This window comes from Paenibacillus whitsoniae (assembly GCF_003955665.1).
GTDB classification, from domain to species: Bacteria; Bacillota; Bacilli; order Paenibacillales; family NBRC-103111; genus Paenibacillus_E; species Paenibacillus_E whitsoniae.
This window is the reverse complement of sequence record NZ_RXHU01000046.1, coordinates 1-16903: the sequence shown is the minus strand read 5'-3', so window position 1 is coordinate 16903 and position 16903 is coordinate 1. Positions and strand designations below refer to the sequence as shown.

The following is a 16903-nucleotide window of genomic DNA, read 5'->3' as shown; positions in this document are numbered from 1 at the left end:
TAAAACATAGGCGTTGCCGCGTCACCGGCACTCCAGGACACCATCTCCCTAGTAGCGTGAGAGTAAACGGAGATAGCCTCGATCTCTAGCGAATCTATCAGCGGATCTATATGAAAATGAGCATTCACCCACTCCTCATTCTCACTCCGATGCAGACTCAACGTTTCAACGGTGGGATGGAATGGCTTCCCTTGCAAATATAGATTAAATAGATTCGTCTCTACTCTCAGCAATTCCCTGCTCTGATTAAGAGAGCCAGTATGAGGTGAAGCCATCTTCCTCTAACCTCCGTAACATGAAGGCAATTTTCCTAGCGCTTTGCGGATATTTGGCAGAAGGTACGAACTCTTGCGATGTATAGAGCTTGGAAGCATCTTCTCTGTACTCGGCTAACGGTATATTCCGGTTGAGTGCAATCTGCATTAGTTGCAGCAAAGCTGTCTTCACAGAGAGGTTGCTGCCTTGAATGCGCGGCAGGATCTTTTGAAGCAGCTGCATATCAAACGCTGCATCTTTGCCTAGGAGATTGAACCGTTCATTGTAAATCATATAGAAACACACGGCATCCCGAATTCGGAACCCTACATGAGAATGAATCTGTTCGAGTATGCCGTTGATTTTGACTAATAACTCCGTTGTCTCTTCGGTTAGTAGCTTGTAATCCTGATACACGTCAACTAATTGCAGGTAATCACTCCGCAGCAGCGAATTAGGCGGATAAACTGCATCCTCGGTCGTTTGCACCTCGCCAATGCTCGGATACTGACCTAAATGAATATAGTTAAATTCAATCGTGTTCGCGCGGTCCAGCACCTTTTTACTAAAAGGGTGTGTCGTCTCATCCATATTGACTGTGCCAACAATATACACATTATCCGGGAGATATAGATCTCCAAACACCTGCTTATCTGACTCATGTTGCAGAGAATCTTGATGAATGAGAGGTGTCGTCACGATTCGGCTATCCCGCCACTCTTTCGTCTCAAGAACACTTAGGAAGTCACTGAAATAATGCTCCACCCTAGCTAAGTTCATCTCATCCAAACAGATAAAATAGGGCTTATGCTGATTGCGAGGTTTGGACGCCTCCACTAGCACTTCTGTTAATTTTCCAGGTCGGAAAGCACCGGATAAGTCTTTGTACCCCAGCAGATCCGAGGGATCGCTCCAGTCAGGTCTGACTGGAATGAGTGTAAACTGACCGTTCTGCGCAGTGGCCCCCACCGCCTCAGCAAAAAGTTTCACAAGCTTCGTTTTTCCCGTCCCGGATACCCCCGCAAGGATAACGAAAGGCTTCGCTTTTAGGGAAAGATAAAAATTCTCGATCCAATGATCCGGGTACATAAATCCTTTATTGGCAATGAAGTTTTTAATTTTCGCTACTCGCTCACTTACCGTTAATGGGTCCACAAAAGGTTGATCCTCCCATTCTTGTTCCTGATCGTCATTCTGATCATTAACCGACTCCTGATGTTCGTCTCTGAAATGAAGGACATGATTCACATACTCGTTGTAATTCGTCACAGCATTTCTTAAATCAGCAATCAACTGTTCGTCATCTGGAAGATGATCCACATCGTATCGGTAATAAGCGACTGTCGAAACTTGATAATCTTGGCCAAGTCCACCAGTGGTTAGGAAAATGGCGTCGTCCTTCGTCATACCGTCTAATGGTAGTAGTTCACGGATTTCCTGAACCTTCTCTTTGAAGTATTGATAAGCAGCGGGCCTTCCTTTGGTTTCAACGGGAATTGTAACACCCTGCATGAAGGTAAGATAAAGCGATTTCATATCTTCTGCGAAAAGATAAACCAGATACTCCCCCTGGCGGGTAGTTTCTGTCAGTCGCTTATCCATGATAGCGATCCACGGGATCGTCGCCCAATTGCCTTGGCCTATGGATCCCTGAATTTTAAGATCAGCGTGAATAAATGGAAGCTTCTTTAGCTCCGCTGGAATGGCTTGGCGCATTAAGCTCCCTAGGCGATGTCCAGCAAGGGGCTCTCTTTTCGCCATTAGATATGTAGTTAATACATCCGATAGAGCTTCTTTTAGAGAAAAAGAATTTTGACTCTGCTGCTGATAATAGGACTCAAGTTCAGCATGAGCGTAATCGTAGAGATAGGTTAAGACATCCTGCGGCCAAGAATCGTAAAGCGCTTTTTTAAATCCAATGGTATCACTCGTTTGCTCCAAAATAGTCGAAAGCGCAGCAATTGGCGTGGAGATCACGGATTGAATATTGGTTGTGTTCATACTTCCCCAGTTCGTCCCCGCTTTCTCCGGAGGCTGGTCAACCAAAAGGCCGTTCGACTCTCTTTCTTGAAGAAGTGATAAGAAGCGTTGCTTAATGTGTTTCAGGGAAGCTTCCCTCTGCCCTGTAGCCTGCATTTCTGTAAGGAGTGCAAGGATGAAGACCATTTTGTAGGACTTTTGCTTATGAGAAAATATGTGACTAAGTTCATTTGGGAGCGTCAAGGTATTCAAATAAATTCACCTTATTCTTTTTAGATATTATGACAACTGCACTCATGCATGCTTATGGATAAATCTACATTTGGGGTAATTTCCACATCCCTTGAATGGGCCGTACTTTCCCCTACGTTCTACAAGAGGACCTCCACACTTCGGGCACTCATCTTTTGCGACCATGTTAGACTTGTCAGCCATTTCTTGCTGTATAGCCTTAACGTGTTCCTTTTTTACCTTCTTATCCTGTAAGCTTGCTTGCTGGAATATTTGAAGCAATTTCTGCACATCTTCTTGTGAAATAACGGATTCATTATATTTCTCAATCGTTTTAATTAAGTATTTCGAATAAATAACCTCTGAGGTGACATTCACCTTTAAATCTGCCTTTAAGCTAAAAGAAATAATCGAAATGAATGGAATCTGTTCAAAGCCAGGCGATAAAGCCTTCAATGCTTGAATGTGCCCGTAGTTCTGCCTAATTGGATTATACAGCTTTTCTTTCCTTTTATAGATAACCTGAGTCCAATATTCTGAACGTTCGTCGCCCAGAATCCAGCCGTTATAGTTCTTCGTCTCGATGACGAAAACACCGTATTCTGAAATGACAATGTGGTCAATCTGTGTGGTCTTACCTTTGACGGATGGGACTGTGATGTCGTTTAGGATGAAGTATTTTGAGTTGTCTAGTTTGTTTAATCTATACGACACGAACTTTTCGCCGAGAAATCCTTTGAATTTTGGGGATTTTAGAATGATTGTTAGGATGGACATCGCGCCTAGGAGTGTTAGGTAGGTGTACATATGGACTCTCCTTTATTAGGATATAGTCGAATTGTACCATGTCTTTTGTCTTATTTGGTAGGAATTTGTAAGCTATACGGAACAGAGTATCCATTCTAGGTGAATAGATACTCTGTTTTGCATAACCCGCCAGAATTTATCATTTTTTTTAAATAAATCGCCTTCATTCATTGATAATCTATTCAATCTTGCCCTTGATTTAATTTCTTCTGAATCTTGCTCCAATGTCCCTTAACTTGATCATTTACCTTTACCTCAATATTACTTATTGATTCAAACTCCCTATGAGCTCGTTCAGCGTAAGTAATAAAATTACCTTTAACTTTTTCATTTTTCGGGTTCTTATAATTTCTGCCAAGATGTGTGTAGGTCTTATACAATTGCCTTCTTTTCACCTTTCTACCATGTATCTTGGATAACTCATTGCACACTTTCGCTTTTCTATAGGCTCTTGTATAGAACTTGAATAAACTCTTTTCTCTTAAATATATTCGCTTACCATCAAATCTAAATCCTAAATAATCTAGATTGTTACTTGTACCATTGATTTCAGAAATTTGTTTATTTTGATAAAAAAAATGATTTGTCTTTTCTCTTTGAATAATTAGGTTAGGCACCTTAGCAGATATTTCATTTATTTTATTCTCATGAAATTCAAAATCTAATTTATCTCCGTCACTCATAGGAATAACTACTATAATGTCATCACAATATCTCCTATACATTCCATTGTGATCTCTTACATAATTATTAAGTTCCTGATCAAAATCAATAAGATATACATTTGATAAAACGGCACTTATACCTGATCCCTGAGGTATTCCATATGGTTTTGAATTTTTTTCAATGTTGGTATATTTATAATTATTGAATTGTTCAGTAGTTAAATATCGCTCTTTTCTTTTGAAATATGTATCTTCTTTATTATCAATTAAATATTTTTCTAATTTCTTTTTATTAATATAACTAAACCTAGTAATATTTTTAAATATATTATAGTAATCAGAAGGTAGATTATTTTGATTCATAACAACCTTCAGCTTTTCTTTTAGATAATTATGATTTAAGTTGTCGAAAAAGTCCGTGAAATCAGCAACAAAAATGTAGGACCGTTTATGTTTAGTAATAAAATCTATTACTTCTGCAGCAAAGTGTATATTACTCTTGCCTTTTTTATTATTTCTATATGCAATTGAAACATCATCAATGTTTCTTTCTATAGTAATACTATTGTAATGTTCATTTATTTTGTCACCATAATAACTATAAATATAGCCGTCTATATGTGATGCATAATATATTTTTCGAATTTTCTTCTTTCTTATCTTTGTTTGGCTACTATATTTATTGAAAATAATCTTGTAATGGAGAAAAGGATAAAATCCATGCTGAGCAACCCACTCAGAATTTTGAATTTTATCCTTAACTTTTTCAAATGATATTCTTTTATCAAAATGAGTAAAATATTTTGCTTTATACATTTTCATTTTTAGCAGAGCTGGTACAAGCACCTAATCGTGACCTATTAGTAGATTCGCTCATACCAGCATACCCTCCCCTTCGGGAAATTCATTTAGAGCATAACTCTCGTGGTCACTGATAACTACAATTCATGTATACTTTAAATAGTATAATGGCAAGGTTAATAAATCTGAAAGGAGACAATAGACATATGGCATACTTAAGCCTATTACTTGATTTCGCAAGTCTAGTTCTTAGTATTACTCGATATGAAATTGACCTTGACAGAATTCTACCTTTTTCCTCTGTACCCCTAGCTCTACAGAGCGATGTTACTTATTAACTGTATCATATTTTGTAACTTATTGTAAATAAAAGTCGCAGATCATATTTTCAAAATCCTAAATAATCTTGTCACATGCACCGCTTCGACATCCTTACAGCCACAAGGTTTATCAGCCATTCCTCCCCCATTTCCCCAATTAAAGTCGTATTGAAGGCAGGGGGGAATAAGCCAAAAGCTAACCGGAGCAAAATCAGCGGAAATGATCGAGACAGAACAGGAGAAAACACCGCCAGCTCTTGTAACTCATACATTTTCTCTATATCACCAGACCGGGACATTACCCTTCAAAAGCCTTCCCCTGGTCCCCCCAAATGAAAAGAGCCGCGGGAAAAACAGGAGTGGATACCTGAACTTCGCTCTGCTCGTAATACGATTATTTAGTCTTTGAGATGACTTTGATTACTGTTTACACTCATTTACGAACCATCAATACCACGCACTCCATATGGAACGAGCCGTTCATCATGATTTCTTGGGTGTATTTTTGCATGTTTCCGAGGCGGACAATACGGTCACACTTTTTTAAGCTTTCGTTACGCCAGCAGGAATATGTCCATATTTTTTACATTTCTCTGTTGATTTTAATTGAATGAGTGCAGGATCATTCATACGCAACTCTAGATTTATGCTCCATCGCATTTTTATGAGTTAAATGAGTCATACACACCAATCCTCTTTCCTAATAGAACAACTAAAGCGAACTGCCTCATCTCACTTTCTAACCATCAATACGACCGACTCCACATGTGGCGAGGTGACAGGGAGTACAGCACTATAGAATTTCCGAATGGAATGACATTTGCTAAAATAATTTATTCAACCTCTATATTTGCAAGTTCAGAAAAATAGTGCAGCATTAGGTCAAGTTCAGGTCTAGGGATATAATCCAATACAAAAGTTGCGTATCCATTGCCTAGATTTAGCATAAACGAACCATTCATTGAGTCCCAAAACTTTTCATATTGGAGATAATACCCAAAACAATCTAGTTCTTCTGCTCCCATAGATTGAACACCTAAATATGATTTAATTCTATCCCGAATATACCTTATGAAATACGCTTCATCTTTATTTATTGATTTGATTTTGTTTAAGATATGCTCGAGACTAAAAATATCAATAACCCAAGGATAGATCTTATCCTTTCCTTCAATTCTCAGGTATTTATTTACACGATTCGATAGATTTAAGTAGTTATTAATTGTTACACAAACAACATTTACATTATGGTGGCTGTATGCACTTAAATCCAATACCAATTCTCGAGACTCTTTTTTATCACTATCATAATATCTGCCCTTATTATTTCTAATGTTCTCTTTAACTCGCTGACCTTGATTATAAGCTTTTTGTATAACACGTTTAAAGTTTTGTTGCATTCTTATATTTGATTTATCGGAATCTCTGAAAGGTTCTTTTAGCACTTCAGATTTACATTCAAAACAAAGTATATTTTCTCCATAAAGTACAATTATATCCTGTTCCGCACCATTGTCATCAAATAAATTAAAAAAAACATTATCTTTGCCAAAGAACTTGGTTAACAACATAATTGTATATAACTCAACGAAATCATCTTTTCTACCAACCATTTCTTCACATTCTAAAATATAATTCCAAAATTCATCAAGCACGAAGTTAGAACGTGGAAAGAATATTCTTTCTTTATGGCTAACCCCAAGTGAGAACTCCTCTTTATAATATTTGTCAGTTGGGTAACCTAATGTTGTAACTTTCTCATTTTTAATCTCCGGAAAAAATCTTGCGATAAACTCTTTATCTCTTATGCCGAATTTGCTTAAAATATTTGAAAACTGTTTTTTGGAAAAACTGGTTAAGAATCCTTCGAATTTATATTTTTCTTTTTCATAAAACAAATCATTTACTAATCGTTTTGAGTATGATTGATGATGGAAAAAATCGTATAGTATGCAAACCAATAGCCCCTTCTCAACTTCAATTGTTGTGAGGTTATCTTTACTTAAGATTTCATCAATTACTTTTCGATTGAGTTCGATGGCACGCAAATACTGAAACCAAGAAGTATCAGGATAATCAAAATGATATGTTAAAAAATTATGAGGATGGAAATTCCTTAATGACATACGTGTAAAATCTTCTGAGTCTTCATCTTCTAACACTTCATTCTGATTAAATTGTTCCATACAGTAGTAATCATATATTTTAATAAACTTCGTTCTTAACCATTCTAATTCATTAGCTTTATTTTTAATTTTTAAATCGTTATTTGTTTGGGAGTTCTTTTTATATAAATAAAATAATCGATTTGCCAATTTTGGAGAAATACGTTTCTTTCTGTTTTCAAATGCGTATTTTGTATTATCCATAATTAAACTATTAATTAACCAAAAAACTTCATGCGGTTTATACTGCCGAAATCTATCAATAATTTCCGCAAGTTCATCTTCAATTTTATAGTTCTCAAGTTCAAGAAATTCTTCAAACTGCTTCCGCTTATTCTCCATATCTTCCCCCACTGCATAAATTAATTGTTGAAGTCAATGACTCTAGAGCTAGGAAAAATGCGATCCGGACATTATATTAATTGAACTCTAGTAGACATTGAGAATAGCTACCCGTTTATAATTATTATTCTTTTAATCTTCTCGAGCTTTCGTTCAACTTCATCTTCTTCATCATTTTTTATAGATTCAAGCATTGCAATGATATCACTATCGTCTAAAGGAATGATCAATCCCCTATCGTCCCTGTATGTATCAGCGCATCTCTGATAAATCAACTCTTTATCTTCAATAGTTCTACACATTAATACTCCAAATTTCCCCTTATTAAAGGCAAACCTTCCCGACAACTGATCCAACTCTGGATTTGCAATGTCTTTTCCATAATTTTTACATTCAATAAAAACATAAGGACAAAAAATTTTATTCTTTTCTTGTAGCCTATAAAAAAAGCCGTTACAAGAGATATTGTTCATAACAATATCTACTCTTTTCCTTCCTTGATGAAGTTTTTCTTCTATAGTTGGATTGTTAAGATGGGGATAAAAAAGCATTTCCAACACTGATTTGATAAATTTGTGATACTCTGAAGCATGTTTTGTGCCTATAGGGATACTCTTAAGATTTATGATTAAAGCATCAATGATCTTGCTTATATCCTCATATCCTGTAAACTGCATTATTTCATCGTTGGAGAGGGATTTCACAGCCCCTGTTCTTGTTTTCCTGAATCTCTCAAACAGCTCAGGTTTTTTCTGCGTGTATTGTCTTAGGAAATCCTTCCTGCTTTCAAACTCACCATCAGCAATTCGTCTACCAATATCTTTGTCGACATCCTTTTTCGGAAGAAAATACTTCTCTTTTCCGTTTTTATACTTTTTATATTTGACTAAGGTACTTCTTCGTCTTAATTGTTCGTCACGCTCTTCACTTATGACAAAATGCCAACCATATTTCTGTGCATTATACTCAGAGATATAAGACACAATTGCTTTTGGAACTAATATTAACTCGCGCCCTTTATAGAATAACAATTCGTCTTGGTAAGTAGTCCAATCTTCCTCAATAGGATCCCAATAAGGTAAAGACTCGTTTGTCTTTAAGGGAATATCCCATATCGTACATTGCTCTTTTGTATAATCAATAAGGTGCTTCCTAATAATGTTTGTGGTCATGTCGGAAAGCTTATCTTTATCAACATCATCTACGAATACAATAATATCTTCAATATTTTGAACAATACCTGTTTCAATTGCTTTACTTTTAATAATCTCCTTAATTATACCCGTGGCATTTTCTTCCCCCACTCCCCTTCCGTTATCAGTACCCGTACGACTAATGCCTAGACAAGTCTCTTTGGGCTCTGACATGAATTGAAACAATTCAATTGCTTTTGCATGTTCATCATTTCGAATAAGTTCTGCTACCTTAGAAAAGAAACTTTTTATTGTTCGATCCACTTCTATAGACCAAGGGTCAGTCCTAGTCGATATTAAATACGGGTCTATATACAACGGGTAGTCTTTTTTTATATCAATATCTACAAAATCGAGTTGAACTTGTTGCACTCCAAGATTGAATATTTCGCTAATTTTCATTAAGCTACCCTCCATTTTATTTTTTGCAGCATAATCGTTCTAACTTAATGCAAGATAAAAATTGAATAGAACTTAAGACCTAGTATATCATGGCAGATTAAATAATGTGTACGGTATTAACAAAATCCGACAGTTAATTCGACTGTTAGCTATCTTGATTTGTCATTATCTCGCGCATTTAATATGGTGCGCTTTCCTATAGAGCTGCCACGTAAATGTCAAAGCAAAAAGAAAGAACTGCACACGTACACAGTTCTTTCTTTTGCTTCTTGTTCAGTACCTCAATCTATTTATCTTTAGCGCACCTGCCACATCTCATTTTCGAGCCATCAATATGACCGACTCCACATGTGTCGTATGTTTGGGCTATTACGATAATTTTATTAATAACATTATTTCCATTATAAATGCTGTATCTTTATATCGCATCAAGTTTTCACAACATTATAGCACCATCTGAAAATCTTTAGAGGTACAGGCTAAAGCCTTATTAACTACCAACCACGTCCCTAAAGTGTCAGTTGGGTATAATTGGTTACAGGTAGATACGGTTATTATATAATCCATGTAAGGGGGCATGGGAATGGATAAGTACGAATCCTGCAATAAACATACTGGGATTGATATAAGCAGGGAGGAGTACGCAACGGGAATATCTTTTATGCGTGGAAGATTAGAGGGGCATTCGGTGTTAATTGCAGCCGCAAGTGAAAGGGCTTGGGAAATTTTAGGGCCAGCATTAAAAGAGATTGCCGAAAAAAACGCACATATCCCTATTATGCTTTCGAAGCTATCCTACTACGACGCGGAAGCTGCCCTGGCGTTCCTTCGGACCTGGGCCGAAAGGAAGAAGCCTGTTTCCCAGCTGTGGGAAGAAATCACAATTGAATTGGAAAACAATTCTAAATTAGATCTCAATTTGTGTTATTATTATCCATATAGTTTGTATCATAAGGAGTAGATCTATGAAGTCACTTGTACTTGAACTACAAGAGGATGCTTACAATTCAACAAGCGATATAACATCCCTACTGAGAAAGGCTTATGTGGTTGCAAAAAAGCTAAAAATTTCAGAATTTGAAAATTGGATACATAAGGAACTTAATGGTTACCCCGCGTCAGCGAAAGGGATTCCTGAATATAGAGAAATACAAGGTGAAGTTAAGGCCTGGAATCCTTACCACGGTTGGATACCTGTATTATTCGATGACGCTAGAATCTCTGCAAAGATTTCAAAGAATTTCATTGTTCAACCAGTAACGGAAATAGAGTTACTTGTGAAATCTAGTAAGGGAACCCTAGTTATGTCATTATCTCATCAATTGCAAAGACAACTGGATAAAACAGCGCCATTTGAAACCCAGTACCAGTTACAATTCGGTGTTTCGCAGGCAAAAAAGATTTTAGAGACGGTAAGAAACGTTGTTCTTGAATGGGCATTAAAACTAGAGGAAGACGGGATTTTAGGGGAAGGAATTAGCTTTAGTAAGGAGGAAAAAAGTTTGGCTAACGAAAAGGGCTACACTGTAAATCATTTTTATGGTGACATCAATCAATCTCAAATCCAACAAAACTCAGATAACTCAACTCAAAACATGCACTTAGTGAATGGGTTAGACATCAAAAGTCTAACTACTCTAGTTAACCAAATTGAAAGCAACATTGCTAACACCGGATTAAAAGGTTCTGAGCAAGAAGCAATAACGAACGAAATAGAAAAGATTAAGGATGAAATTATGAATTCTACACCAAACCCTGGTGTAATAAAGAAATCTCTGAAAATAATGGGCAGTATTTTAGAAAAAGCAACTAGCAGCCTTATTGCATCAGGTCTAATCCATGAAATCTCCAAACTAGGCTTATGAAATTAATCCCCGCTATCGCAAAGCTACGAACTGGCACAATTTGTACAATTATTTGGTATAGCGGCCAGATTATCGAAGCCCAACTTGACTGCCTGGCCGAAGACCCTCATGTAGAAGAAGATGACGACGGCTACCTGGAATATTTGGGCAGCATTTTTCAAAGCTATACATGTACAGCAATAACGACTTATAACCAGCAATAGAAGTCGGACAGATATTCGAAGTATCAGAACTTGTCGAACCGACCGAAATACAAGTAGATCACAATGTCATATGGCAATCGGAACAACGCTCGTAATTCTACAATGCATGTACCACGAACGCCGAAGGGCCTAGTAAGTTAGCATATAGTAGACATCGGGCCAGGTCAAACGAAAGCCGCGTTGCGGGCTGTATCCCTTCATACGCGGCTTTTAACTATTTTTAATTTGTGTATATGTCGTTACCATTGTGAAGTGCTAGGCTTTAACGGCATTTCATTCGGCGTGCTACGTACAGGGGGCAGCTTCGATACGTCTCGCTACTAGATCTTCGTTATAGTCTTCCGCACTAATCCATGCCCATTTCTTGAAGTCCCATTCTGAAAGCTGTTTCGGCCCCATCATGCCGATGCGTTCTTATGTCGCAGGCTTTTATTTACCTGCTCCATTTTAACTAAGATATTTTTTGGAAACTCTAAGTACGCTTTTCTGTGCGTACGCATTTCGTCCAGCATGGGCTGAAATTCATCCCGCAGCAGACTACCGTCTTTGATTCTGCGGCTAATTTCTGCTTGTACGTTCCTAAAGGCAACCACCATACCGTCCGGGTACGGCCTTTTTCTCGCGTCTTAGTTAGCCAGTAGACGCTGTAATTTCGTCTCGGCAATAGGTTGAGAGAGTACCAAAGGTATCAAAGCGAAGAACATAAAGCTATAGAAGATTGGCAAGGGGGAGAACATCTTTTTATATTTGCCCACCCCGACGGGAAGGCCTTCCATCACGAACGCCCTTAATTGTGGTTCTAGGCCTTCTTAAAGAAAAACAAACTTCGTTATATCAGATTCCATGATCTTCGCCAAACGGCAGCCACTTTGTTAATTAATAAGGGCGTTCATGCTAAGGTTATTTCCAAACGCCTGGGGCACGCGAATATTACGACAACTATGAATATTTACGGGGCATGCCTTACAGAAAGCCGATAAAGATGCTGCGAATAAAGTAAGCGACATTCTGTTTATTACTAGTGCCCGCAAAACGAAAGCATAAAAAGAAACGACGCTTTAGCACCTTCAAAACGTCGTATCTCCAAAAATTAGCACCAATTTAGCACCAAAGACACAAATACCCCGCTGATATACCAATATTAAAATGTCTGTACTACAGATAAATCCCCTTATATGTCAAGGCGTTTCAGCCTTCTGTTTAATCCCTAACCAACAAACAAACACTTTCCACATGCACCGTATGCGGAAACATATCCACCGGCGTCACCTCCGCGACGCCGTACCCGCCGTCCGCGAGCACGCGCAGGTCGCGCGCCAGTGTCGCGGCGCTGCACGACACGTACACGACCCGCCGAGGGCGCAGCTCGAGGATGGTCGCGAGCAGCGCGGGGTCGCACCCTTTGCGCGGCGGGTCGACCACGATCACGTCAGGCCGGACGCCCTGACGTGTCCAAGCCGGCAGGACCACTTCCGCGGGTCCTGCCTCAAAGTGCACGTTCGACATGCCGTTTAACGCGGCATTCTTACGTGCATCCGAGATCGCCTCTTCGACGATCTCGACGCCGTACACCTTTCCTGCGCGCTGCGCCAGGAAAAGGGAAATCGTCCCGATGCCGCAATAGGCATCGACAACCACTTCATCGCCGGTCAGCCCGGCGTACTCCAGTGCTTTCCCGTACAAGACTTCCGTCTGGACGGGGTTGACTTGAAAGAACGATCGGGCCGAAATGGCAAATTTCACATCCCCGATATAGTCATAGATGACGTCGCTCCCCCACAGGGTACGCGTCTCATCCCCAAAAATAACATTCGTCTGTTTCACGTTAATGTTATGGCAAATGCTTTTCACCGCAGGCAGCGCCTCGCGGATGCCGGCCACCCACTCGTCGACGCGTGGGATCTCGGCGCCATTGGTCACGAGCACGACCATGATCTCGCCCGTGCGGAAGCCGACTTTGACGACGACATGGCGCAGCAGGCCAGTTCCCGTCTCCTCGCGATAAGCGCGAAATCCCAACCGCGAGCCGATCTCTTTCACCCGCGCAACGACCTCGTCGTTTGCCTCGTGTTGAATCAAGCAGGCCTCCATATCAATGATGTCATGGCTGCCCTGCGCATAAAAGCCGCCGATCAGGCCGCCGCGCTCTTCCCCGAACGGGACCTGCGCTTTGTTGCGGTACCGCCACGGATCGGCCATCCCAACTGTAGGATGGACCACAATCCCTTCCTGCGAAGCAGTGCCTTCATTGTTCCCCGCGGCCACCGCCAACTTCCCAATCCGCTCCAAATTATCCACGACTTGCTGCCGCTTCACGCGAAGCTGCGCCTCATAGCTCAGGTGCTGCAGCTGGCAGCCGCCGCACTGTTCATAGATCCCGCAGTCCGGCCGAACACGGTCCGGACTGACTTCAAGCAACTCCACTAACCGCGCATGCCCGTACTGCTTTTTCAAATGCGCGACTTCCACCAGCGCTCGCTCACCCGGCAGCGCCCCCGCGACAAAAAGGGTAAAGCCGTTCGCCCGGCCTACCCCTTCCCCTTCGTGCGAGATGCCTACGATGTCCGCTTCCACCTGTTGTCCTAACCGGACAGGCAGGTCCGCCATCCAAGCCGGTGCAGCCTTAGCGCCGCCGCCTTTATTGCCTCCACCTGCATGACGCCCTTGCGAGCGGCCTCTATCATTACCCAGCGCTGAGCCGGTACGTTTTTTTTCACTCATAATAGCCTCACTTTAATTTAACATTTCCTGAAAAAAACTGTCACGCGGAGAGGGGGTAGCAGATTTTTGTGTGGTCGGTTTGTGGGTTGATGATCCCGGCTTCCTACTTTCCGAATTCTTTCTCCCACATTTCCAACTTCCTGTCTCTCTTATTCCCTCCTGCTCTGCTATCACGCAAAGAGGACGTTGCTGAATTTCGAGTGGTTGGGTGTTGGGTTGTTAGGCTCCCGGCTGCTTGATCTCCGGTTTCGATCCCCACACTTCCACACTCTCGGCCTCCCCTACTCCTTCAAATGCAATCCGTTCGTCAACGTATCCAGGAATTTCTTCTTGTAGATCGACTGGCCCGACTCATCCACGATAATCTGCAGATGGTTCTGCAGGTTGGTCATGACGCACGGCAGGGTGCCGCCGAATTCGCCGTCAAGGTTGAGTTGGACGTAGTCCGGGGAGTTGATCTCGATGCGATCCGTTTTAAAATAAATCAGGTTCGGGTCGTTCAAATGCTCGCCGCGCAGGGCGAGGGTGACGATGCGGATGAACTCCGCCAAGTTGCATTTTTTCAATATTAAAACGTCGAACAGGCCGTCGGTCATGTTGGCTTCCGGTGCCAGCTTTTCGAAGCCGCCTACGGAGTTGGAGTTGCCGACGAGGAAGAGCATGACTTCTTCATGCAGCTCGCGGTCCCCCGTTTTAATGTACAGCTCGATAGGTTTCAGCCTAGGCAGCTTCTCGAGCCCTTTCATATAATAGGCCAATTGGCCGATCATGGTTTTGAGTTTGCTCGGTACTTCGTACGTCAGCTCGGTCAGCGAGCCGCCGCCGGCGATGTTGATGAAGTAGCGGTTGTTGATTTTGCCCACGTCGATCGGCGTGCTGTACTGCTGGATGATGAGGTCGCACGCGTACTCCAGGTTTTTCGGAATGCCCAGCGCGCGGGCAAAATCGTTCGTCGTCCCCAGCGGCAAAATGCCCAGCGGCGGTCTGCCCTCTCGTTCCGCCATGCCATTGACGACTTCGCACAGTGTGCCGTCGCCGCCTGCGGCAATGATGAGATCGAACCCTCGGCTGACCGCTTCGGCCGCCGCCAGTGTCGCATCACCTTCGCCGATCGTCGCATGCGCGGACGTTTCAAAACCGCCCCGCTCCAAGCGTTGGAGGATTTCGGGCAATCTTTTTTTCATTTCTTCCCGGCCTGAGGTCGGATTATAAATTAATCGTGCTCGTTTGACCATTCGCGTTCTATCCCCTATATGCCGCCTGGACCCCCGCAGCGATCTGCCGCTCGATCCATCGGGAAATTAGCGGACTCGGCAAAAGCGCCTGTCCATTGTACCGATACGTACAGCCTTCCAGCCTTGTTGGAATGACGGTGCGCGTGAAATATCCTTCACTTAAGAAAAGCGGCGCCACAATGACCGCATAATCCGGATTGTCAGCCGTTAAAGCCTGCACCCGATCCCGCAGCTCATCCGGCAAAAGCATGGCAACTTCCGCGCCGGCAAAGCCGCCCAGCCGCTGCACCCGCGCCGCGAGCTGCTCCAGCCCCGTGCGCCACTTCTGATGAAAGCCGTCTTCCTTGCTGCCGTGCCCCACGACCAGCACGATTTCTTTGTTCGGCTCGGCCGTGAGCTCTTTTACTCTATCCCATAAAATATCCGCTATGACGGGATCATCGTCGATCGGAGAGGTGAAATGAATACGCGCCCGAATGGCAAAAGGCTCTAAATCCGTCTCCAGCTGCGGCTCGGGAATGACGCCAAGTGCCCACGAGATTTCATCGATATGGGTACTCCCGGAGGATACAAACAACGGCACGACAATGATGTCTGTCACGCCCTGCGCCTCCAGCGCGGTGATCCCGTCTTGAATCAGCCGCCCCTCGACAAGCTCCAGGTAGGAGGCATAGATGGGGATATTGGGGTGTAAAACAACCCCAGCCACCGCCTCATCCACTAGCCGCACCCAGCCCTCGTCGCGGGACCCGTGACTGATGACCAGCACGCCATATTTTTGCATCACAAATCCCTCCGTCCGTCCGATCTGCGTCTCTTGTTCCTATGCTATCGAATGTGCCCTCGCATGTCAATTCAGCCGCCCGAAAACAGGAAAAATCCCGCATTACCAAAGGTAATACAGGATTCTTCGATCACAAGCTTTTCGCCTCATGAACCTTTAACGGCCTAAACGATCCAAGGTCAGCACATAACCGTCGTTACCGTAGTTCAAGCAGCGTTTGACGCGGGAGATGGTCGCGGTGGACGCCCCGGTCTCGGCTTCAATCTGATTATACGTACAGCCCTTGCGCAGCATACGCGCCACTTCGAGCCGCTGGGAAAGCGATTGGATTTCATTGACCGTGCACAAATCGTCGAAAAATACGTAACACTCCTCAATATCCTTGAGCGTCAGGACGGCTTCAAACAACTGGTCTATGGCTTTATCATTCAATTTTTTTAATTGCATCTGATGTCAACTCCCGGTAAAAATGCATGTTAGCTCATACGACGAGTAAGCTCATGTGTATCATTCGACACGCACGGGTTAATTCCTTCCTTTAGGATTGTGAAACACTAAAATTTCTATGCGTTAAAGAGTTAAATACTAACAAATCGCGGGCACCCGTGACATTCGTCCATACCAAAGGTAGGCAAGTGACATATCCTGTAGGAGAAAATCTGATAAAAAGGATCGTGAATCCTCGTGACCAACCCAAGACAAATCATTGGTAATGGCGGAAGTAGCAATCAACCCGAAGTGCAGACACGAAGTCTCACCCTCCCGGGTCAAAGCTTAGGGCAATATCCGGGCTTAGGCGGAGGCAGTCCATTTGGCGGCGGCGGTTTTGAAGGCGGGGGCGGCTTTTTTGGCGGACCTCCGGCGACCGGCGGCGGATTATTCGGCGGCGGTGGCGGAGCTGGAGGCGGCGGCCTGTTCGGCGGCGGCAGCACAG

13 protein-coding genes are annotated in these 16903 nt (G+C 42.4%); 4 read left to right on the top strand and 9 right to left on the bottom strand.

Annotated elements, in window-relative coordinates; translation table 11 throughout:
• Window positions 1-246: 246 nt before the first annotated feature.
• The 5 genes from EJQ19_RS16565 to EJQ19_RS16545 form a co-directional block, all read right to left on the bottom strand.
• Window positions 247-2487 carry an MrcB family domain-containing protein gene (locus tag EJQ19_RS16565; protein ID WP_241242945.1) on the bottom strand — a complete coding sequence of 747 codons (2241 nt, stop codon included), beginning with the start codon at window positions 2485-2487 and terminating at the stop codon, window positions 247-249.
• Window positions 2488-2529: 42 nt separating this feature from the next.
• On the bottom strand, window positions 2530-3273 hold the full coding sequence (locus EJQ19_RS16560; RefSeq protein ID WP_126142352.1) for an NERD domain-containing protein: 744 nt from the start codon (window positions 3271-3273) through the stop codon (window positions 2530-2532).
• Window positions 3274-3455: 182 nt separating this feature from the next.
• The gene (locus tag EJQ19_RS16555) at window positions 3456-4784 is read right to left on the bottom strand and encodes a reverse transcriptase domain-containing protein (RefSeq protein ID WP_241242944.1); all 1329 of its coding nucleotides are present in this window, start codon (window positions 4782-4784) and stop codon (window positions 3456-3458) included.
• A gap of 1108 nt (window positions 4785-5892) precedes the next feature.
• Window positions 5893-7566: a hypothetical protein gene (locus EJQ19_RS16550; RefSeq protein WP_126142351.1), complete on the bottom strand. Its 1674-nt coding sequence runs from the start codon at window positions 7564-7566 to the stop codon at window positions 5893-5895.
• A gap of 107 nt (window positions 7567-7673) precedes the next feature.
• Window positions 7674-9161, bottom strand: coding sequence for a hypothetical protein (locus EJQ19_RS16545; protein WP_126142350.1), 1488 nt, complete (start codon window positions 9159-9161; stop codon window positions 7674-7676).
• 583 nt (window positions 9162-9744) lie between these two features.
• Here EJQ19_RS16545 and EJQ19_RS16540 point away from each other — a divergent pair.
• From EJQ19_RS16540 to EJQ19_RS32580, 3 genes are all read left to right on the top strand, one after another.
• The gene (locus EJQ19_RS16540) at window positions 9745-10122 is read left to right on the top strand and encodes a hypothetical protein (protein WP_126142349.1); all 378 of its coding nucleotides are present in this window, start codon (window positions 9745-9747) and stop codon (window positions 10120-10122) included.
• Window positions 10123-10126: 4 nt separating this feature from the next.
• Window positions 10127-11026, top strand: a complete 900-nt coding sequence (locus EJQ19_RS16535) for an AbiTii domain-containing protein (RefSeq protein WP_126142348.1) — start codon at window positions 10127-10129, stop codon at window positions 11024-11026.
• A 1072-nt stretch (window positions 11027-12098) separates the two neighbouring features.
• Window positions 12099-12209 (top strand): hypothetical protein, encoded by a 111-nt coding sequence (locus tag EJQ19_RS32580; protein ID WP_241242943.1) that lies wholly within the window; start codon window positions 12099-12101, stop codon window positions 12207-12209.
• Between the two features lie 220 nt (window positions 12210-12429).
• Here EJQ19_RS32580 and rlmD read toward each other — a convergent pair whose 3' ends face one another.
• The 4 genes from rlmD to EJQ19_RS16510 all read right to left on the bottom strand — a co-directional run bounded on the left by rlmD (window position 12430) and on the right by EJQ19_RS16510 (window position 16416).
• Window positions 12430-13950 carry a 23S rRNA (uracil(1939)-C(5))-methyltransferase RlmD gene (rlmD, locus tag EJQ19_RS16525; protein ID WP_126142347.1) on the bottom strand — a complete coding sequence of 507 codons (1521 nt, stop codon included), beginning with the start codon at window positions 13948-13950 and terminating at the stop codon, window positions 12430-12432.
• Between the two features lie 281 nt (window positions 13951-14231).
• Entirely contained in the window at window positions 14232-15185 is a 954-nt protein-coding gene (locus EJQ19_RS16520) for a diacylglycerol kinase (protein WP_126142346.1), read from the bottom strand.
• Window positions 15186-15192: 7 nt separating this feature from the next.
• Window positions 15193-15969 (bottom strand): sirohydrochlorin chelatase, encoded by a 777-nt coding sequence (locus EJQ19_RS16515; protein WP_126142345.1) that lies wholly within the window; start codon window positions 15967-15969, stop codon window positions 15193-15195.
• Window positions 15970-16125: 156 nt separating this feature from the next.
• Window positions 16126-16416: a YerC/YecD family TrpR-related protein gene (locus tag EJQ19_RS16510; protein ID WP_029198698.1), complete on the bottom strand. Its 291-nt coding sequence runs from the start codon at window positions 16414-16416 to the stop codon at window positions 16126-16128.
• Window positions 16417-16653: 237 nt separating this feature from the next.
• Here EJQ19_RS16510 and EJQ19_RS32205 point away from each other — a divergent pair.
• A partial coding sequence (locus EJQ19_RS32205; protein ID WP_206438439.1) for a hypothetical protein occupies window positions 16654-16903 on the top strand: 250 nt, incomplete at its 3' end.

Coding starts and splice junctions, on each gene's coding strand:
- EJQ19_RS16545 (WP_126142350.1), bottom strand. CDS start 9,161: ATGAAAATTAGCGAAATATTCAATCTTGGAGTGCAACAAGTTCAACTC.
- EJQ19_RS16535 (WP_126142348.1), top strand. CDS start 10,127: ATGAAGTCACTTGTACTTGAACTACAAGAGGATGCTTACAATTCAACA.
- EJQ19_RS16510 (WP_029198698.1), bottom strand. CDS start 16,416: ATGCAATTAAAAAAATTGAATGATAAAGCCATAGACCAGTTGTTTGAA.
- EJQ19_RS16550 (WP_126142351.1), bottom strand. CDS start 7,566: ATGGAGAATAAGCGGAAGCAGTTTGAAGAATTTCTTGAACTTGAGAAC.
- rlmD (WP_126142347.1), bottom strand. CDS start 13,950: ATGAGTGAAAAAAAACGTACCGGCTCAGCGCTGGGTAATGATAGAGGC.
- EJQ19_RS16520 (WP_126142346.1), bottom strand. CDS start 15,185: ATGGTCAAACGAGCACGATTAATTTATAATCCGACCTCAGGCCGGGAA.
- EJQ19_RS16540 (WP_126142349.1), top strand. CDS start 9,745: ATGGATAAGTACGAATCCTGCAATAAACATACTGGGATTGATATAAGC.
- EJQ19_RS16515 (WP_126142345.1), bottom strand. CDS start 15,969: ATGCAAAAATATGGCGTGCTGGTCATCAGTCACGGGTCCCGCGACGAG.
- EJQ19_RS16560 (WP_126142352.1), bottom strand. CDS start 3,273: ATGTACACCTACCTAACACTCCTAGGCGCGATGTCCATCCTAACAATC.